Origin of the sequence: Klebsiella sp., from assembly GCF_027492335.1 — a bacterium.
Lineage (GTDB): Bacteria > Pseudomonadota > Gammaproteobacteria > Enterobacterales > Enterobacteriaceae > Klebsiella > Klebsiella huaxiensis.
Genome location: NZ_JAPUEW010000042.1, coordinates 189660 through 207869, shown reverse-complemented (window position 1 = coordinate 207869; position 18210 = coordinate 189660). Strand labels below are relative to the sequence as shown.

Here is an 18210-nt window from a genome sequence, read left to right as displayed (position 1 = left end):
CGTAGCCCGGTCAGCGCAGCGCCACCGGGAAGCAGCAGCGCCAGTGCATCAGTCCCGACACATTCCCCGGAGGAGGCGCATGACGCGCCTTTTCCGGGCTACCTGCCCGCAGACGGCGGTGAACCCGTAGCCCGGTCAGCGCAGCGCCACCGGGAAGCAGCAGCGCCAGTGCATCAGTCCCTGAACCATGCCGACTCGGTTCTTTTTATACACACCCCCCATGTCTGTAGACCAATCATTCATCTTCATTATTGATCGCCATCACATCTCTCACCTGCCAATTATTACTCTTACGCTAACAATTCGCCGCCAGCCTTAATTGATGCCAGACACGCGGGGCCGCACACTAACTTCCACACCAGGACAATCAAAACGATTTGTCGAATCAGGAGGTTAACAATGAGTGCCGAACAAACGACCGGACGGGTCTGGAACCGTCGACGGACGGAAAAACAGCGGCGACTGGCCGAGGCTAAGATCTCAGGTAAAGTCATTCCCACCGACCAGCTGGTTGCGGTTCTGGAACATTTACTGGCTCCCGGCGACCGGGTGGTGCTGGAAGGCAACAACCAGAAACAGGCCGATTTCCTCTCGCGGATGCTGGCTGAAGTCAACCCGCAAAAAATCCACGACCTGCATATGATTATGCCGAGCGTCGGACGCAGCGAGCATCTGGATCTCTTTGAAAAGGGCATCGCCCGTAAACTTGATTTCTCCTTCTCCGGCACCCAAAGCCTGCGTATTTCGCAGCTGCTGGAAGATGGTCTGCTGGAAATTGGCGCGATCCACACCTATATCGAACTTTATTCCCGCCTGTACGTCGACCTGTCGCCGAACGTCGCGCTGATCGCCGGTTTCAAAGCCGACCGCAAAGGTAATCTCTACACCGGAGCAAGTACCGAAGATACTCCGGCGCTGGTTGAAGCCGCCGCCTTCCATGACGGTATCGTCATTGCGCAGGTCAACGAACTGGTGGATGACGAATGCGACCTGCCGCGCGTTGATATCCCCGGTTCGTGGATTGACTACGTCGTTGTTGCCGATAAACCGTTCTTTATCGAACCGCTGTTTACCCGCGATCCGCGCCTGATCAAACAGGAACATATTCTGATGGCGATGATGGCGATTAAAGGCATCTACGCCGAGCATCAGGTGCAATCGCTAAACCACGGTATCGGCTTTAACACCGCCGCCATCGAACTGCTGCTGCCGACCTACGGCGAACAGCTCGGTCTGAAGGGCAAAATCTGTAAACACTGGACCCTGAACCCGCATCCGACGCTGATCCCGGCGATTGAAAGCGGCTGGGTGGAGAGCGTGCACTGCTTCGGCGGCGAACTGGGGATGGAAGAGTACATCCGCGCCCGCCCTGACGTATTCTTTACCGGCGCAGATGGCTCCATGCGTTCCAACCGCGCCTTCTGCCAGCTGGCAGGTCAGTACGCGGTGGATATGTTTATCGGCTCAACACTCCAGGTGGATGGCTACGCCAACTCATCGACCGTCACCCGTGGGCGTCTTTCCGGCTTCGGCGGCGCGCCTAACATGGGTCATGACCCGCACGGTCGTCGTCACGCCACCCCGGCCTGGCTGAATATGATTACCGAACCCGACCCGATGCAACGCGGTAAAAAGTTGGTGGTGCAGATGGTGGAAACCTTCCAGGCGGGCGTTAAACCAACCTTCGTAGAAAAACTGGATGCCATTGAAGTGGCGAAAACCTCCGGAATGCCGCTGGCGCCAGTGATGATCTACGGCGATGACGTAACCCACGTACTAACCGAAGAAGGAATTGCCTATCTCTATCGCGCGGAAAGCCTTGAAGAGCGCCGGGCGATGGTCGCTGCGGTGGCCGGGATCACCGATATCGGCCTCGGAGTTGACGCCAAACGCGTGGCCGAACTGCGCCGCAGCGGAAAAGTCGTTTACCCGGAAGATATCGGCATTCGTCGTAGCGACGCCACCCGCTCCTTGCTTGCTGCTGGCAGCGTCTCAGACCTGGTGGAATGGTCCGACGGCCTGTACAACCCACCGGCAAAATTCCGGAGCTGGTAATGAAAAACCTCTCTCCCCAACTCGCAGAAACCCGGGCCCGGCGTCTGGCGCAAATCGCCAGCGACTGCCTGATCGACGAAGCGCGCCTTAGCCCGAAACCTGGCCTGGTTGATAGCCGTGGCAACGGCGCGCATCTGGACCTGAATCTGGCGCTGATGGAACGCTCGGCCCATAGCCTGACACCGACTTTTCACGCGCTGGCACAGCAAAGCTGGCTGCGCCCGGTTGATATCGCCCTGCGCGAGACCGTTGGTCGTCTGGGCCGTGAAGGCGAAGCGCAGATGATGCAGGCGACGGCCGGGGTCAACACCCATCGCGGCGCTATCTGGGCCCTTGGCCTGCTGGTCAGCGCAACGGCCATGATGGGGGGAAAAGGTCATTCACAGAGAATCGCGGAAACTGCCGCCGCCCTCGCCCGTTTGCCGGACGCTTGCGCGCCGAAGACCTTCAGTAAAGGTCTGCGCGCCAGCCGCCGCTGGCAGGTGCCGGGTGCGCGTGAAGAGGCGCAGTGCGCTTTTCCGCACATCACCACCCTGGCGCTGCCGCAGCTGCTGCGCAGCCGGGCGCAGGGGGCCAGCGAAGAGCAAGCCCGCCTCGACGCGCTGATAGCGATTATGACTTCGCTCAGCGATACCTGCGTGCTCTCTCGCGCCGGAATGGCGGGACTTGACGCCATGCAGCAAGGTGCTGCCGAGGTGCTAACCGCCGGAGGATGTGCGACAGCTACGGGCCGCGCCGCTCTGGCGCAACTTAATGCCCAGATGCTGGCGCAGAACGCCTCGCCGGGTGGCGCTGCGGACCTGCTTGCCGCCACCCTGTTTCTCGACCGGGTTTCCGCCTAACGCATTCAGAGGATGTTATGGAACAGATTAAATTGTCATTTCCTGCCAACCGCGCCCTCAGCGGCAAAGCGCTGGCAGGCGTTGTTGGCTCCGGCGATATGGAAGTGCTCTATACCGCCGGACAGAGCAACACGCTCAACGTAGAAATAACCACTTCGGTGGACAACAGCCAGGCGCGCTGGAACGCGCTGTTCGACCGCCTGAACCTGGTTAACGGCCTGCCCGGCGGGCTGCTGATTATCCACGATTTCGGTGCAACGCCGGGCGTGGCGCGTATCCGCATTGAACAGGTTTTTGAGGAGGTGGCTCATGCGTAACGATCGCAGCTTTATCGAATTACGTGCCCGCGAACGCGCCCGCATCCTGCTGGACGACGGTAGCTATCGCGAGCTGCTCGACCCGTTCGAAGGCATCATGTCGCCGTGGCTGGGCGCACAGGGTATCGTCCCGCAGTCCGATGACGGCATGGTCGTCGCGAAAGGTACCATTAACGGTCAACCCGCGGTGGTGATCGCCATTGAAGGCACCTTCCAGGGCGGCAGCATGGGCGAAGTCTCCGGCGCGAAAATGGCCGCCGCGCTTGAACTGGCGGCGGAAGATAACCGCAACGGTATCCCCACCCAGGCGGTGCTGTGCCTGGAAACCGGCGGCGTGCGTCTGCAGGAGGCCAATCTGGGCCTTGCCGCTATCGCCGATATTCATGCCGCGATTGTCGACCTGCGTCGCTACACCCCGGTGGTCGGTATTATCACCGGCACCGTCGGCTGCTTCGGTGGGATGTCCATCGCCGCGGCACTGTGCAGCTACCTGATTGTCACCCGCGAAGCGCGCCTGGGGCTCAACGGGCCACAAGTTATCGAACAGGAAGCGGGGATTGAAGAGTATGACTCCCGTGACCGTCCGTTTATCTGGAGCATGACCGGCGGCGAAATTCGCTACGCCAGCGGCCTGGTGGATGCGCTGGTGGGTGACGGCGTCAACGCGGTGAAAACGGCAATGAACGAGGCGATTGCCCAGGGCGTGCCGGCCCAGCATCGCAGCGACAAATATGATGATTTCCTGACCCGTTTGACCCACTTCGATACCCGCCAGCAGGCGGATACCGCGCAGATCAAACAGCTATTCGCCCGGGAGGAGAAATAATGAGTCAGTTCACTAATCGCGCCGCGCTGTGGCTAAACCAGCTGGCACCAAATGCCCCGCTGATGAGCGGTCTGTGCCCGTCAGTACAGGTTGCCGATGCCGATTTTAACGGTGAAACCGTGCGTTTTATCGCCGTGGTGCCGGATGCTAAAAACCACTACCCGCGCGCCGCTCAGGGCGAAGTCGGCCTGCTTGAAGGCTGGACTCTGGCGAAAGTGGTCAACGAAACTATCGCTGCCGATGCGGATAACCCGGTGAAGCGCCCAATCATTGCGGTTATCGATGTGCCAAGCCAGGCCTATGGTCGCCGCGAAGAGGCCTTCGGTATTCACCAGGCGCTGGCCGGTGCGGCAGGCGCTTATGCCAAAGCGCGTCTTGCTGGTCACCCGGTAATTGGCCTGATTGTCGGCAAAGCGATGTCCGGGGCGTTTCTGGCCCACGGCTACCAGGCCAACCGCCTGATCGCCTTTAACGACAGCGGCGTGCTGGTCCACGCGATGGGCAAAGAGTCCGCCGCGCGCATCACCCTGCGTACCGTTGAGGCGCTGGAGAAACTGGCGGCAACTATCCCGCCGATGGCCTATGACGTCAGCAACTACGCAACGCTCGGCCTGCTCTCCGCCCTGCTCGATATCAGCAATCCGGATGCCCCAGACGCCCGCGACCTGACGCTGGTCACCACCACCCTGCGCGACGCCATCGCTGACGCCCGCCAGGATGCCACGCTGAAGTGCCGCCTGGGGGCGGAGAACCGTCGTAGTTCCCAGCTAGTACGCGATCGTATGCGCGCCAGCTGGTAGTCAGTCCCTAAGTAGAAGAAAACCTGCCGGAAGCGGCCACCTAAAGGCACTCATCGAGTGTCTTTGGGGAGAGACTGCTTTTAGAAATTATAACAATCGCGTCAGTACTCTTTTTCATTTACAGGTGATTTATGACTTATGTGATTATTCATGCCCTCGCGCCGATTTTTGTCATCATGCTGCTGGGCTTCTGGGCCGGCAAGGCCAAAATGGTCGATAACAAAAACGTCTCGCTACTCAACATTTTCGTGATGGACTTCGCTCTGCCCGCGACGCTGTTTAGCGCCACGGTACAGACCCCATGGAGCGGGATTGTCGCTCAATCGCCGCTGGTGCTGGTGCTCACCGGCGCGATGTGGATCACCTACGCGGCCATCTACTTCCTCGCTACCCGCGTCTTTAAGCGCTCACCGCAGGATGCCGCCGTGCTGACCCTGACCGTGGCGCTGCCTAACTACGCCGCGCTCGGCCTGCCGATTCTTGGCAGCGTGCTTGGCGAAGGTGCATCAACCTCGCTCTCGGTCGCCGTGTCTATTGCCTGCGGTTCGGTATTGATGACGCCGTTCTGTCTGCTAATTCTGGAACGTGAAAAGGCGCTGGCAGCCGGAGAAAATAGCGGTTCGACGCTGGCGATGCTGCCGATACTGATGTGGCGTTCGGTGAAAAAACCGATTGTCTGGGGCCCGCTGCTGGGGGTGGTACTTTCCGCCATCGGTATCAAAATGCCGGACCTGCTGCTGGCCTCAATCAAACCGCTGGGCCTGGCGGCAACCGCCGCAGCACTGTTCCTGACCGGGGTGATTCTGTCGGCGCGTAAGCTGCAACTCAACGCGCTCATCGCCACATCGACCATCGTTAAACTGCTGGTGCAACCGTTTATCGCCTGGGGTCTGGTGATGCTACTCGGTCTGCATGGCTCCATCGCCATTACCGCCATTCTGATGATTGCCCTGGCGGCCGGTTTCTTCGGCGTGGTGTTCGGTAACCGCTTTGGCGTGCAGTCGCCGGATGCGGAAGCGGTGCTGCTGTTAAGCTCGGTTCTGTGTATCCTGTCGCTGCCGCTGTTTATCACTTTAACTTCAGGGATCTAACGATGTCATCAACGCCGCGTCCTCACGATTTAGTCTGGTTGAATCATGCCTGTGCGCTGGAGGCTACCGAGGAACTCTGGGTCGCCCAGCACTGGCGAGTCAGCCTGCCGGTGGTGGTCCGACGTGACGTTGATGCCGACGCCCGCATTCCGGTGGGCGTGCGGGGCATGAAGCGCGAACAGCGGGCGGCGGGCTGGGTACGGATGGAGAATATCGTTCGTACCATCAGCCCGGAAACGCTCGCCGACCGCCAGCTGCTTCTGCGCTCACCGTTTGTCTCTCAGCCGCCGGTACAGGCGGCTATTTCACTGACGCTGCACGACTGGCCATGGCGCTGGGGCATTACCGGCAGCACCGGCTACGCGCTGGCCACCGAAATTCCCGTTCTGCACGCCACCAGCGATCTGGATCTACTCATTCGCGCCCCGCAGCCTGTGGCTCGTGAGGCATTGCTCGAATGGCAAGCGTGCGTCGCGCAGCTACCCTGTCGGGCGGATACTCAGGTCGAAACGCCAGCCGGGGCTTTCGCGCTTAACGAGTGGCTGCGCGATGGCCGCGCTCTGCTGAAGATGTCCCACGGCGCGCGTCTGACCGAGACGCCGTGGAACAGGGAGGAAGTATGAAAATTCTCTTTACCTTTCCCGGTCAGGGAAACCAGCGGCAAGGTATGCTCGCCGCTATCCCCGATCGCCAGAATATTATGGCCGAAGCGCGCACCGTGCTTGGCGATGAAGTGGACCATTTAGATAGCGCCGCCGCGTTACAACATACCCGTGCGGTGCAGCTTTGCCTGTTGATTACCGGTGTTGCCTGGGCGCGGGAGCTTCAGCGTCAGGGCGTAAACCCGGACATGGTCAGCGGCCTGTCGATCGGCGCTTTCCCGGCAGCGGTGATTGCCGATGCGCTGGACTTCACCGATGCCCTACGTCTTGTGGCGCTACGCGGCGATTTAATGGAGCAGGCTTATCCTCACGGCTACGGACTCACCGCCATTATGGGTCTGACGCTCAACAGCGTGGAAAAGCTGATTGCCGACAGCGAGCTGTATATCGCCAACCTTAACGCTGAAACGCAGATTGTCATTGCCGGGTGCAATGAGGAGATGGCACGAGTGGCACAGCTGGCGCTGAAGGCGGGTGCCAGCAAAGCGCAGCGGCTGGCGGTCAGCGTACCGTCGCATTGCGCGCTACTGGATAAACCGGCGGCTGAGCTGGCGGAGGCCTTTTCTACCATCACGCTCCGGCGACCGCGCTGCGCGTATTTGAGCGGCTCCACGGCGCGCGTGCTTTGGGACCCGCTGAAAATCGCTGACGATCTGGCGCTGAATATGTCGCGCACCGTGCGCTGGCAGGAGGCGATGGTTGCCGCCGATGAGCGTGAGGCGCGGCTGGCAATTGAGATGCCACCAGGCGGCGTACTGACCTGTCTCACCCGCCAGGCGGGCTGGCACGGTGAGAGCATTTCGCTGGAACGCAGCGGCGTAGACGTCGCTCGTCACCTGGCAACCCGGCTTAATGGTTAAGGCTACGGGCGTACATCCTCCCTTCTGCCGCCAGCGCCAGCAGGTCGGCATCGCGTTCGCGATGATGTGAATAGACAATCGAGATAAGCTGGCGCATCTGATACGGCTCCGCCAGCTTCAACAGCTGTACGTCGTTTTCATAGACTTTTTTCATGCGTCCCGGCAGCAGTGCAAACCCCACCCCCGCCTGCACCAGGCTAATCATTGAAAAGATATCGTTAACCCGGGTAACGATTTCCGGCTCAAATCCGGCTACCTGAAACGCATCCTGAAAGCCCGCATAGGTGGCAAATCCTTCCGCCAGCGAGACAAACTTACGCTCAGCGTAATCGCGCAGCTCGGCAGGTTGGCTGGTATCCAGTTGCTCCGTTGCCGGGGCAGCGAGGAAGATGTCATCCTCAAATAGCGGGACCACATCAAAAGCGGAATTGCTGAACTCACCTTCGTTAGTGGCGATCAGAATGGCATCCAGCGCATCATCTTCCAGCATATCCAGCAGCATCTGATTGGAGCCCATGGTGAGATCCAGCTCCAGCTCAGGACGGCGCAGCTTCATGCCCATAATAATGCGCGGCACGGTTTCCAGCGTCAGGGAGTAAAGCGTGCCGATGCGCAGCCGCCCCTGTCCGACGCCCGCCACTTTGCGCGTTGCTTCCAGTCCCCGAGTCATCAGGCTCATCACGTCCTGACAGTATTCCAGCAGCGTCCACGCCGCTGGCAGCGGCAGAAGATTGCGCCCTTTATGGATAAACAGCGGGCAGCCGACGCCCTCTTCCAGGGTGTGCAGCGCCCGATGAACGCTGACGCCGCTCAGCTGCATCGCCTCTGCGGTTCTGGCGATATTGCCCTTCACCATAAACATCATAAAAACCGACAGCTTGCGGAAGGTGATCTCCTGATTAATGTCGTCTTTCATTGCATTGCGCCCCGCACTTCGGTCTTTATTAGCATTTTCTTGTGTTATTTCAATATAGTATAAACGCAATTACCGATTGAGGTATTAGCCGGAAGAGGGGTATACCCGCATTGCAATTTATCGGTTTCGCCAGGCCAGCAGCAGGCTGGCGAGGGTAAAGGCGGTCATGATCCACGCCATCGTCCATGGCGTACCGTCACGCAGCCACGCCAGCAGTAACGAAGAAATAATCCCGCTACCGTACTGCAATGAGCCAATCAGCGCTGAGGCCGAACCAGCAAACGCCCCTGCCTCATCCAGCGCCGCGGCGGTCGAGGTGGCGGCAATCACGCCGTTCATCGAGAAAAAGAGGAACACGCTGGCCACTATCAGACCAATACCGCCAATTTGCAGCCTGACGCCCGTCGCCAGTATCACGACGGCTAGCGCGGCAACCGCCAGCGATATTTTCAGCAGCGAGCTCAGGGCGTGGCGCTGAACCAGACGCCGGTTCACCACGCTCATCGCCATAACCCCAATAATATTCACTGCGAACAGCCAGCCATAATGCTGCGGCGCAACGCCGTAGTAGCGAATATAGACATCCGGTGATCCGGTTATAAAGGCATAAGCGGCGACGTAGAAAAAGGTCAGGCTCAGGGTGTAGCGCATAAAAGTCGCGTTTTTCAACAGCTGACTATAATTGCGAAATGCCCCCAGCATTGAGCCCTGCTGACGACGTTCCGGCGGCAGAGTTTCCGGCAGCCAGCGCAGCGCGATAAACATCAGCCCACCAATCACCACCAGCAGCCAGAAGATAGCGTGCCAACTGGTGACTTTAATCATCTGCCCGCCGATTAGCGGCCCGGCAATCGGCGCAATAGCCATCACGATAGTTAAGGTTGAAAGCATCTGCGCCGCTCGGCTGCGGGCAAAAAGATCGCGCACCATCGCCCGCGCCAGCATAGGCCCGATGCAGGCTCCCAGCGCCTGGAAGACGCGCCAGAAGACAATTTGATCGATAGTGGTCGACAGCGCACAACCTGCGGAGCCGATGATGAACAGTAACATGCCGATAAACAGCGGCTTTCTCCGACCTAGCCGGTCGCTAATTGGCCCCCAGACCAGCTGCGCCAGGGCAAAACCAATCAGAAAACCGGTGATAGTCAGCTCAGCGTCGCCCTGTAATTCGGCAGCCATCACCGGCATCGCCGGCAGGTAGATATCCGTCGAGAGCGAGGTGAACGCCATCAGCCCGCTGAGAATCAGAATAAACAGCGGCCCGCTGGCTGCACGCGTTTGCGGTGAAGTCATTATTATTTCCGTTAAGGAGAGGGATTGCGATGAGGAGAGCAAGGAGTTTAGCGGGAAAGACGTGCGGAATAATCCTGCATAAAAGGATTGAGGTTATGAGTGAGATTCATTAATCGTGGGAGTCGGGTCGCCAACTTGTTTGGATTACCGTGCTCGCCTTTCTGTCGGGCGGCGGCTAGCTCCTTGCCCGACCTACAAAACCCAAACTCGTCCCGTAGGCCCGGTAAGGCGCTAGCCGCCACCGGGCAATTTCACAGGAGTGGGCTTAGAGTGCCATATCGTGCTGCGGCGATGCTTCCGCTTTCTGCTCTGCCGGTTTTGCGGTCATGACCGGCGCAGCGGCGTTCATCTCGATCACCGGCGGTTTGGTCAACTGCAATGCGGCAGCGGTGTCATTCCAAACCTGCTGAGTCAGCGCAACGTTGCCGTTCAGCTTCTGCCCATAGCTCGGAACGATATCGCGAATGCGGCTCTGCCATTCCGGGGAGTTGAACTGTTCCGGGAACATCTGCTTAATCACGTTCAGAGTGATCGGCGCGGCGGTGGAAGCCCCCGGCGAAGCGCCCAACAGCGCGGAGATAGTTTTCTGCTGGTCGACCACCACTTCCGTACCCAGCTTCAGCACGCCGCCCTTCTCAGCATCTTTCTTGATGATCTGCACGCGTTGTCCGGCCTGAATCAGCTTCCAGTCCTCTTTCCGCGCGCCAGGGTAATACTCTTTCAGCGCCGCAAAGCGGTCATCGTCACTCAACATGACCTGGCTAATCAGGTATTTCACCAGATCAAAATTATCCAGCCCAACGTGCGTCATTGGCAGCACGTTATCGGTCGTGGTGGTGCTCAACAGGTCAAGGAATGAACCATTTTTGAGGAACTTCGTTGAGAACGTCGCAAATGGCCCAAACAGCACTACGCGCTTGCCGTCGAGGAAACGAGCATCAAGATGCGGTACCGACATCGGCGGTGCGCCCACCGAGGCCTGACCATAGACTTTTTGCTGATGCTCTTTGGTCACCGCCGGGTTTTCGGTCATCAGGAAGGAGCCTCCCACCGGGAAACCGGCATAGTTATCCGCTTCAGGAATACCGGTTTTTTGCAGTAATTTCAGCGCGCCGCCACCTGCGCCGATAAAGACGTATTTGGCATCAATCGCCTGCTCTTCACCGCTATTCACGTTTTTAATGGTTACGTGCCATGAATTATCGGCATTACGTTTAAAATCGGTGACTTCAGACGAAGTTTGCAGCGTGAAGTTGTTATTTTTCTTCAGGCTTCCGATCAGCTGGCGGGTTATTTCCCCATAGTTAACATCGGTACCCACCGGCGTCCAGGTCGCAGCAACTCTTTGTTGCGGATCGCGACCTTCCATCACCAGCGGTGCCCACTGTTTAATTTGCGCGTGATCGGTAGAGAATTTCATCCCCTGGAATAAAGTGGTTTGCTGCAAGGCGGTATAACGTTTTTGCAGATAATCCACGTTATCACCCCAGACGAAACTCATATGCGGGGTAGAGTTAATAAAAGAGTGCGGATCGTGCAAAATGCCGCGTTTGACCTGCGCCGTCCAGAACTGGCGGGAGATCATAAACTGTTCGTTAATATCCAACGCTTTGCTGACGTCGATAGAGCCATCCGGGCGTTCCGGCGTATAGTTCAGCTCCATGTTAGCAGAGTGTCCGGTCCCGGCGTTGTTCCAGCCGTTCGACGACTCCAGCGCGACGCCATCCAGCTTCTCAACCATCACCTGTTTCCACTCCGGCTGTAATTCGTGCAGCCAGGTCCCCAGCGACGCGCTCATAATGCCGCCGCCAATCAACAGGAAATCGGTTTTTTTCGAGGTATCGTCATTTGCATATGTCGCCGAACTGACGAACATCGCTAATGCGGTCATAGATATAATCGTATTTTTAATTGCAGGCATAATAGAAATATCACATAGCACAAGTGTAATAAGAGGGTGCATATTAACGCACTTTTACTTTATTTTAAAATATCATTTACACTTTCGCACACATAGCTAATTATCATTAACCTGGTTTTTTAACTTAAAAAAGTAAAATAACACCCATCCATATAAACAGATAATACGTTAGATACTTCTCACCTGGGAATAACCCCATCAAAAAGCACGCAAACAGTGTGGAATAAAAAGGAGAAGTGGTTTGTGGATTATTTTAAATAATCCGGCGCGTATTGCAGAAATACGCGCCGGATAGTTAAGGTCAAACGACCGGCTGCGCCGAGCGTAGCGCAATTCGCAGATGATCGTTATGCTCCGCCAGCAGCTCCCGCGCCTGCCAGGCATCAAGCCCGCTGAGAATCATTAATATTGCCGTCCGGCAGTGCTGATTGCAGCTGGCCAATGCCGCTTTGGCTTCGCTACGCGAGCATTCCGTCGCCGCCATCACGATGGCTATCTGGCGCTCGGCCCAGCGCGGCGTGCTGGCCTGGAGATCGACGCGCAGATTTTCATACACTCGCCCAGCGCGAATCGCCAGCCCGGTGGTCAGCATATTGAGAATATGCCGCTGCGCAATTTGCGCTTTGGGGTTACCAAAGCCCGCCACCGCTTCCGGCCCGGTTTGCGGGGCAATGATGATATCCGCCAGCTGCGCGGCTTCGCTGTTAGCCTGCTGCGTCAGAACGGCAATAGGCGCGCCTAACGACCACGCATGGCGCATGGCCCCCCAGACCCACGGCGTTTTTCCGCTGACCGTTAGCGCCAGCAGCATATCCTGATTGCTGAACTGCAAGGCCTGTAGCTCAAGGGCGCCAAGATCGTAATCGTTCGCAGCGGTTTCCATCTCCTGGAGCGCGGCAGCCGGCCCCCCGGCGATAAGCCCAACCAGCGAGTGTTTCCCCTCTGGCGTAAATTCACTCACCGCCTGTACGGCAGCCCGCCCCGAGGCGCCAGCGCCGACAATCACCAGTCGCCCTCCCCGGCTCAGCGTCGCGGTCGCATTATCAATCAGACGCGCAATTTCGGGTAAACATGCTCCAACAGCGTCGGTAATCTGCTTATCATCCTTGTGCAGCAACGTCAGCATATCGAGCGTGGCAAGGCTGTCGATATGGGTGGTTTCAGGGTGGCGTCGTTCCATCATTGAAGCGGTTGGCTTACTGCTCATAAAAACCTCCATTTAAAACTGAAAGAACTCTCTAAGGTGAAAAGCGCAAGCCGGTGGTAAACCCTCTCATTGACCATGGCTATTAATGCCAGTGTAAAGCCTTCCTGACGCACTTTACCGCCACGGGAGTCACAGTTTTATCGCCCCTGAAGCGCGGTGACTGCTGGTTGGTTGTTATCCGACCAGTTAGGCTTATCCGGTCTGGTAGGTATAGATGAGATATAATGAAGACTCAGTACATCGCCAGTCCACCATCGACAAAATATTGACTTCCGGTGACAAACGATGCCGCATCAGAGAGAAGAAATAGCGCCACTTCTGCCGCTTCTTCGGCCGTTCCCTGGCGGTTAAGCGCCAGTCGGCTCACCACTGAGGTTTCAAATTCACGGCGAAAGTCCTGGCTCATAAAATGGCGAAAGTCGGTATCTATTGGCCCAGGGACCAAAGTATTGACGCGGATATTTTGTGGCCCCAGAGCCGATGCCCAGCAACGGGTCAGCGAAATTAGCGCCCCTTTCGTCGCTGAATAGAGACTTGCCGCTGCCGCTCCCTCATAAGCCGACGTCGATGCCGTCACGATAACCGAGGCCCCCGCGTTAAGCGCTCCGGCAAGCGCTGCAAATTGCAGTACCGGCCCGCGCACGTTGGCCGCCATCATGCTGTCAAAGCTGTGTGCATTAACCTGCACGGGTTCACCGACGCCAGCATATCCGGCATTCAACCACAGGCCATCCAGTCTGCCAAAATCCTCAACCTCACGGGCCAGCGCCTCGCCTGTCGTCGGGTCGCTGGCGTCGTTATAAACCACCCGCGCCCGGTCGGAAAGCTGCCTGCACAGAGCCTCCAGCCGTTGCGAATCGCGCCCTGTCGCCAGAACATATCCCCCTTCACTGTCAATCATCTTTGCCCCGGCAAGCCCGATACCGCTTGTCGCTCCGGTGACTAGAATTCGTTTCGCAGTAAATCTTGCCATTGCTGATCGCTCCTGATGGGTGATGGTACTCAACGGGATGGTAACCAGCCGAGGTCTGTTTGATAATAGAACAATTATCAACAGGACTATTTGGGAAAACCAGCATAATGCGAGGAAGTGATTTTGCTGAATTAAGGGCCTTCGCGATGGTCGTAGAGCAAGGCAGCTTCACCCGAGCCGCCGCTCATCTTGGCGTCACGACCTCCACCTTAAGCGCGACAATACGGCGACTCGAAGAGCGTATCGGCGTGCGCTTGCTGCACCGAACCACGCGCAGCGTCGCGCCAAGCGAAGCGGGTAAACGTATGATGCAGCGGCTCGCTCCGGCGCTAGCGGGCCTACAGGAAGCGGTTACCGATGCGCAAACTATCGATAATCCCGCAGGTCGTTTGCGGCTCAATGTTTCACGGGTCGCCGCCATTCATTATCTGTCCCCGCTGCTCGGCGGCTTTATTCAGCGCTATCCCAATATTGAGCTGGATATTGTCACCGACGATTGCCTGATTGATATCGTCTCAGCCGGGTTCGATGCTGGAATTCGTCTGGGTGAGAAGCTCCATCAGGATATGATTGCCGCCAGGCTAAGCGGCGACCTTGAGATGAAAGTGGTCGCCTCACCGCACTATCTGGCGCAGGCTCCACGGCCCCGCAAACCGCAGGATTTATTGCAACATCCGTGTTTGACCTATCGACGGCCCAGCGATGGCAGCGTTTATCGCTGGGAGTTTCAGCGTGACAATGAAAGCTGTGAAATCGCGGTCAAAGGGCCGATTGTGGTCGATGAGCCGGAGATGCTCACCCCCATCGCACTGGCGGGAGTGGGTATCGCTTACCAGTTTGCTCATCAGGTTGACGGTTGGTTAGCGTCAGGGCAGTTGGTTCAGCTCCTGCCTGAATGGACGCCCGCCTTCCCCGGCTTTTACGTTTACTACCCGAGCCGTAAGCAAATGGCGTCGCCGCTGCGGGCGTTTGTCGATTATCTGCGGATTGAATGCGGCGAATAAGCCCATAGTGGATTTGCCCGATACGTACCAACTGCGCGCTCGCTATATATTTTGCTTTTATTACACAGCTTTATGAAAGCCTTTCGTTCAGCGATAATACAACTCTATGAGTTTTACCCTGGGGTCGGAATGAATAAACTAGCGCAGCAGGCTGCGCCCGCGCGTAAACGTCCAATGAGTATGAAGCTGAGCACCGCCGTCACCTTAATGATTGGCAGCGTGATCGGTTCAGTACTGATTCTGGTCTATGCCCTGTGGTTTATGCAGATAAGCGGCGCAACCCGCGACGGCGTGAAGGACACGGCGCTGGCGGTGGCAAGGACGTTGGCGGACACCCCGGAGGTCAAACGCGGTCTGGCGCTGCCGCCGGATAGCGGTATCATCCAGCCGCTGGCGCTGGCCGCCACCAAACGGAATGGCCTGCTGTTCGCCGTGGTCACCAATATGGACGGCATCCGCTATTCGCATCCCAACAGCCAAATTATCGGCAAACCTTTCATCGGCGATGACATCCTGCCAACGCTGAAGGGTAAAGAGAACGTCGCCGTCAACCACGGCGTACTGGCCCCGGCGCTACGGGTATTTACCCCAGTATTTGACGATAGCCACCAGCAAATTGGCGTGGTGGCTATCGGGATTTCGTTGAGCAAAGTCGATACGCAAATCGCCGCCAGCCGCTGGGATGTGATTTTAACCGTGCTGTTCAGTGCGCTGGTTTGCGCCATTGGTACCTGGAGCCTGGTCCGCGGTCTGAAGCGCGTACTGCTGGGCCTTGAACCTCAGGAGATCTCAACTCAGTTCCAGCAGCGTCAGGCCATGTTGCATTCATTAAAAGAAGGCGTCGTAGCGGTGGATGCTGACGGCCAGGTCACGCTGATTAACCCCGCCGCGCGCAATATGCTGTTTAGCAGCCCCAACCACGATATTGCGCAAACGCCGCTGTTGGCGGATTTGCAGGAGGTGCTGCAAACCGGGGAGCCGATTTACGATCGGGAGCTGGGCTGTAACGGCCTACTGCTGATCAGCAATACCGTTCCCGTCCGTAGCCAGAATGATGTGGTCGGCGCAATCAGCACCTTTCGCGATAAAACCGAAGTCAGCCAGCTTCTACAGAGACTGGACGGGATGGTGAACTATGTTGACGCCCTGCGCACCACTTCACATGAATTCATGAACAAGCTGCATGTGATTCTCGGCCTGCTGAATATGAAAAGCTACGGCAAGCTGGAAGAGTACGTGCTGCAAACAGCCCATACCTACCAGGCGGATATCGGTGAAATCCAGAACCGCATTAAATCACCGGTCGTGGCGGGCTTTTTAATCGGTAAAATTCAGCGTGCGAAAGAGCGTGGCTTTACCCTCACGCTTGCGGAAGAGAGCCTGGTGCCGGACTGTCCGAATGAAAAACAGGTTACCGTACTGGTCACGGTGCTGGGCAATTTAATCGAGAACGCGCTGGATGCTATGAGCGGCCAGGCCGAAGGCGAAGTGGGTCTGCTGCTGCACTATCAGAACGGCTGGTTGAGCGGCGAAGTCAGCGATGATGGCCCCGGGATCCCGGAAGCGTTTATTGATGATATTTTTAATAAAGGATTCTCCACTAAAGGTGAGAATCGCGGGGTCGGGCTGTTTCTCGCCAGCCAGCAGCTTCGTGAACTGGGCGGGTCGCTGGCCGTCGAATCCGAACCCGGCGTGTTTACCCAATTTTTTGTTCATCTTCCCTGGGAAAGTAAAAGGAAAAGTGCGTGATAAATGTATTAATTGTTGACGATGATGCCATGGTCGCTGAACTGAACCGCTTGTACGTGGCGCGGGTCAGCGGCTTCCGCTGCAGCGGCACGGCGTCGACGTTGAATAAAGCCAGGGAGATGATTAACGATAAGGATCTGGAGATAGATCTGGTGCTGTTGGATGTGTATATGCAGCAGGATAGCGGCCTGGATCTGCTGCCGACCATTCGCGCTTCCGGGCGAGCCATCGACGTGATTATGATCACCTCCGCCGCTGACGCTGCGACGGTACAGACCTCGATGCACTACGGTGTGGTTGACTATCTCATTAAGCCTTTCCAGTTTCCGCGCTTTGAAGAGGCGCTGACCGCCTGGCGCGAAAAGCGCAAGCTGATGACCGGTCAACCCTATTATGAACAAGCAGATGTCGACCGCCTGCTGCACGGTGGTGTGCCTGAAGCCACCGATGCGCGTAAGCTGCCGAAAGGTCTGACCGTTCAGACGCTACGTACCCTTTGCCAGTGGATTGATGCCCACCCGGACATCGAGTTTTCTACTGACGAACTGGCGGCGGCGGTGAATATTTCTCGGGTATCTTGCCGTAAATATCTGATCTGGCTGGCGCAGATTAATATTCTCTATACCAGCATTCATTATGGCGCCACCGGTCGTCCAGTGTATCGCTATCACCTGATAGCCGAGCAGTACGGTTTGCTTAAGCAGTACAGTCAATAAGGTTATAGCTGTCGTCCAGCAGCAGGAAGCGAAAATGGCGCTGTGAAGAGAGGATAACGTCGCGGTTTTTGGTCACAAAAATCGCTTCGATATCTTCGCGCTGGCGTAGCGCCGCGCAGCCTTTCTCAACGCCAAGACCGTAAATCAGGGTGGTCCAGATATCGCCGTCCAGAGAGTCGGCGGAAATTATGGTCACGCTTTCCAGCTCGTTATTCAACGGGTAGCCGCTACGCGGATCAAGAATATGGTGCCAGCGTTTACCGTCCTGTTCGAAGTAACGCTCGTAAATTCCCGATGTCACCACCGACTGCCCCGCTACTTCAATGCTGCCAACCAGCGCCTCCGCTTCTGAGAACGGTTTTTTTAAGCCGATCGCCCAGTCACCGAGGGTGTGCACGTTGCCGCCCAGGTTAATCAGCGCGGCGCTCACGCCCTGCTGCTGTAAATAGTCGCGAACCCGGTCAGCGATATAGCCTTTAGCAATGGCGCCGAGGTCAATCTCCATTCCCGCCTGGACGAGATAGACGCTGCCGGCAGTCTCATCGAGGATCACATCCTGTGGACGCGTTAACGCCAGTCGGGCGGTGATATCCTGCGCCTCGGGGACGCGGTGCCCCTGAAAACCAATACGCCACAGCTTAACCAGTGGGCCAATCGCCAGATTAAACGCGCTATCGCGCACCATACTGGCGGCTTTGGCGCATTTAATCAGCGCATAGACCGGGCGGCTCACCGTGACCGGATGACGTCCGGCGGCATGGTTAATGTCCATCACCTGCGACTGCGCGCGGTTAACGGTAAGCAGGTCTTCGTAGCGTTTAATCAGTTGAAAGACGCGCGAGGCGAGAGATTCATCATGAACGTAGAGCTTAAGCAGAATGGGCGAACCCATCAGAACGGCGGAGTAGCTGTAGACGCGATTATCGGACATAACGTACTCCCATGAAGACGTTTACGCCGGGCCGCGTTATCGCTTGC

General features: G+C 57.3%; 17 protein-coding genes. 11 read left to right on the top strand and 6 right to left on the bottom strand.

The genetic code is table 11. From position 1 onward, the window contains the following. Positions 1 to 399 precede the first annotated feature (399 nt). From mdcA to mdcH, 8 genes are all read left to right on the top strand, one after another. The gene (gene mdcA / locus QVF11_RS12935; protein WP_112214330.1) at positions 400 to 2055 is read left to right on the top strand and encodes a malonate decarboxylase subunit alpha; all 1656 of its coding nucleotides are present in this window, start codon (positions 400 to 402) and stop codon (positions 2053 to 2055) included. Continuing rightward, positions 2055 to 2897 (top strand): triphosphoribosyl-dephospho-CoA synthase, encoded by an 843-nt coding sequence (locus QVF11_RS12930; RefSeq protein ID WP_287857300.1) that lies wholly within the window; start codon positions 2055 to 2057, stop codon positions 2895 to 2897. The genes mdcA and QVF11_RS12930 overlap by 1 nt, the downstream gene beginning before the upstream one ends. A 17-nt stretch (positions 2898 to 2914) precedes the next feature. Beyond that, entirely contained in the window at positions 2915 to 3214 is a 300-nt protein-coding gene (gene mdcC / locus QVF11_RS12925) for a malonate decarboxylase acyl carrier protein (RefSeq protein ID WP_112214332.1), read from the top strand. After that, positions 3207 to 4040, top strand: a complete 834-nt coding sequence (locus QVF11_RS12920) for a biotin-independent malonate decarboxylase subunit beta (RefSeq protein WP_142513906.1) — start codon at positions 3207 to 3209, stop codon at positions 4038 to 4040. The genes mdcC and QVF11_RS12920 overlap by 8 nt, the downstream gene beginning before the upstream one ends. Continuing rightward, complete coding sequence (mdcE, locus tag QVF11_RS12915) at positions 4040 to 4840, top strand: biotin-independent malonate decarboxylase subunit gamma (RefSeq protein WP_142513907.1); 801 nt, start codon at positions 4040 to 4042, stop codon at positions 4838 to 4840. Before QVF11_RS12920 ends, mdcE begins: the two co-directional genes overlap by 1 nt. 131 nt (positions 4841 to 4971) lie before the next feature. Beyond that, positions 4972 to 5931 carry an AEC family transporter gene (locus tag QVF11_RS12910; RefSeq protein WP_112214335.1) on the top strand — a complete coding sequence of 320 codons (960 nt, stop codon included), beginning with the start codon at positions 4972 to 4974 and terminating at the stop codon, positions 5929 to 5931. A gap of 2 nt (positions 5932 to 5933) precedes the next feature. Next, on the top strand, positions 5934 to 6554 hold the full coding sequence (locus QVF11_RS12905) for a malonate decarboxylase holo-ACP synthase (RefSeq protein ID WP_142513908.1): 621 nt from the start codon (positions 5934 to 5936) through the stop codon (positions 6552 to 6554). Next, positions 6551 to 7453 carry a malonate decarboxylase subunit epsilon gene (gene mdcH / locus QVF11_RS12900; RefSeq protein WP_287857295.1) on the top strand — a complete coding sequence of 301 codons (903 nt, stop codon included), beginning with the start codon at positions 6551 to 6553 and terminating at the stop codon, positions 7451 to 7453. Before QVF11_RS12905 ends, mdcH begins: the two co-directional genes overlap by 4 nt. Here mdcH and QVF11_RS12895 read toward each other — a convergent pair. The 5 genes from QVF11_RS12895 to QVF11_RS12875 form a co-directional block, all read right to left on the bottom strand. Then, a complete protein-coding gene (locus QVF11_RS12895) occupies positions 7443 to 8369 on the bottom strand; it encodes a LysR family transcriptional regulator (RefSeq protein ID WP_112214338.1) in 927 nt (308 codons plus the stop codon). The genes mdcH and QVF11_RS12895 overlap by 11 nt on opposite strands. A gap of 117 nt (positions 8370 to 8486) precedes the next feature. After that, on the bottom strand, positions 8487 to 9662 hold the full coding sequence (locus QVF11_RS12890; protein ID WP_287857293.1) for a multidrug effflux MFS transporter: 1176 nt from the start codon (positions 9660 to 9662) through the stop codon (positions 8487 to 8489). A gap of 265 nt (positions 9663 to 9927) precedes the next feature. Further along, positions 9928 to 11583 carry a malate dehydrogenase (quinone) gene (gene mqo / locus QVF11_RS12885; RefSeq protein ID WP_287857291.1) on the bottom strand — a complete coding sequence of 552 codons (1656 nt, stop codon included), beginning with the start codon at positions 11581 to 11583 and terminating at the stop codon, positions 9928 to 9930. A gap of 301 nt (positions 11584 to 11884) precedes the next feature. After that, entirely contained in the window at positions 11885 to 12790 is a 906-nt protein-coding gene (locus QVF11_RS12880) for an N-acetylmuramic acid 6-phosphate etherase (RefSeq protein ID WP_112214340.1), read from the bottom strand. A 232-nt stretch (positions 12791 to 13022) separates the two neighbouring features. Next, positions 13023 to 13763, bottom strand: a complete 741-nt coding sequence (locus tag QVF11_RS12875; protein ID WP_142515027.1) for an SDR family NAD(P)-dependent oxidoreductase — start codon at positions 13761 to 13763, stop codon at positions 13023 to 13025. A 107-nt stretch (positions 13764 to 13870) separates the two neighbouring features. Between QVF11_RS12875 and QVF11_RS12870 the strand changes: the two genes are divergently transcribed. From QVF11_RS12870 to dcuR, 3 genes are all read left to right on the top strand, one after another. Continuing rightward, a complete protein-coding gene (locus QVF11_RS12870) occupies positions 13871 to 14767 on the top strand; it encodes a LysR family transcriptional regulator (protein ID WP_142515028.1) in 897 nt (298 codons plus the stop codon). A 129-nt stretch (positions 14768 to 14896) separates the two neighbouring features. Then, the gene (locus tag QVF11_RS12865) at positions 14897 to 16516 is read left to right on the top strand and encodes a sensor histidine kinase (protein WP_287857288.1); all 1620 of its coding nucleotides are present in this window, start codon (positions 14897 to 14899) and stop codon (positions 16514 to 16516) included. Beyond that, on the top strand, positions 16513 to 17232 hold the full coding sequence (gene dcuR, locus QVF11_RS12860) for a two-component system response regulator DcuR (RefSeq protein ID WP_142513915.1): 720 nt from the start codon (positions 16513 to 16515) through the stop codon (positions 17230 to 17232). Before QVF11_RS12865 ends, dcuR begins: the two co-directional genes overlap by 4 nt. Here the strand turns inward: dcuR and QVF11_RS12855 are convergent. Beyond that, positions 17213 to 18163 (bottom strand): FAD:protein FMN transferase, encoded by a 951-nt coding sequence (locus tag QVF11_RS12855; RefSeq protein WP_287857285.1) that lies wholly within the window; start codon positions 18161 to 18163, stop codon positions 17213 to 17215. The two genes, dcuR and QVF11_RS12855, sit on opposite strands and share 20 nt — an antisense overlap. Between the last annotated feature and the right edge of the window lie 47 nt (positions 18164 to 18210).

Bases quoted from the DNA above. Each gene is read 5' to 3' on its own strand.
- QVF11_RS12920 (WP_142513906.1), top strand. From the start codon at position 3,207: ATGCGTAACGATCGCAGCTTTATCGAATTACGTGCCCGCGAACGCGCC.
- QVF11_RS12865 (WP_287857288.1), top strand. From the start codon at position 14,897: ATGAATAAACTAGCGCAGCAGGCTGCGCCCGCGCGTAAACGTCCAATG.
- mdcH (WP_287857295.1), top strand. From the start codon at position 6,551: ATGAAAATTCTCTTTACCTTTCCCGGTCAGGGAAACCAGCGGCAAGGT.
- mdcE (WP_142513907.1), top strand. From the start codon at position 4,040: ATGAGTCAGTTCACTAATCGCGCCGCGCTGTGGCTAAACCAGCTGGCA.
- QVF11_RS12890 (WP_287857293.1), bottom strand. From the start codon at position 9,662: ATGACTTCACCGCAAACGCGTGCAGCCAGCGGGCCGCTGTTTATTCTG.
- QVF11_RS12910 (WP_112214335.1), top strand. From the start codon at position 4,972: ATGACTTATGTGATTATTCATGCCCTCGCGCCGATTTTTGTCATCATG.
- QVF11_RS12905 (WP_142513908.1), top strand. From the start codon at position 5,934: ATGTCATCAACGCCGCGTCCTCACGATTTAGTCTGGTTGAATCATGCC.
- QVF11_RS12875 (WP_142515027.1), bottom strand. From the start codon at position 13,763: ATGGCAAGATTTACTGCGAAACGAATTCTAGTCACCGGAGCGACAAGC.
- mqo (WP_287857291.1), bottom strand. From the start codon at position 11,583: ATGCCTGCAATTAAAAATACGATTATATCTATGACCGCATTAGCGATG.
- QVF11_RS12880 (WP_112214340.1), bottom strand. From the start codon at position 12,790: ATGAGCAGTAAGCCAACCGCTTCAATGATGGAACGACGCCACCCTGAA.
- QVF11_RS12855 (WP_287857285.1), bottom strand. From the start codon at position 18,163: ATGTCCGATAATCGCGTCTACAGCTACTCCGCCGTTCTGATGGGTTCG.
- mdcC (WP_112214332.1), top strand. From the start codon at position 2,915: ATGGAACAGATTAAATTGTCATTTCCTGCCAACCGCGCCCTCAGCGGC.
- QVF11_RS12870 (WP_142515028.1), top strand. From the start codon at position 13,871: ATGCGAGGAAGTGATTTTGCTGAATTAAGGGCCTTCGCGATGGTCGTA.
- mdcA (WP_112214330.1), top strand. From the start codon at position 400: ATGAGTGCCGAACAAACGACCGGACGGGTCTGGAACCGTCGACGGACG.
- QVF11_RS12930 (WP_287857300.1), top strand. From the start codon at position 2,055: ATGAAAAACCTCTCTCCCCAACTCGCAGAAACCCGGGCCCGGCGTCTG.
- QVF11_RS12895 (WP_112214338.1), bottom strand. From the start codon at position 8,369: ATGAAAGACGACATTAATCAGGAGATCACCTTCCGCAAGCTGTCGGTT.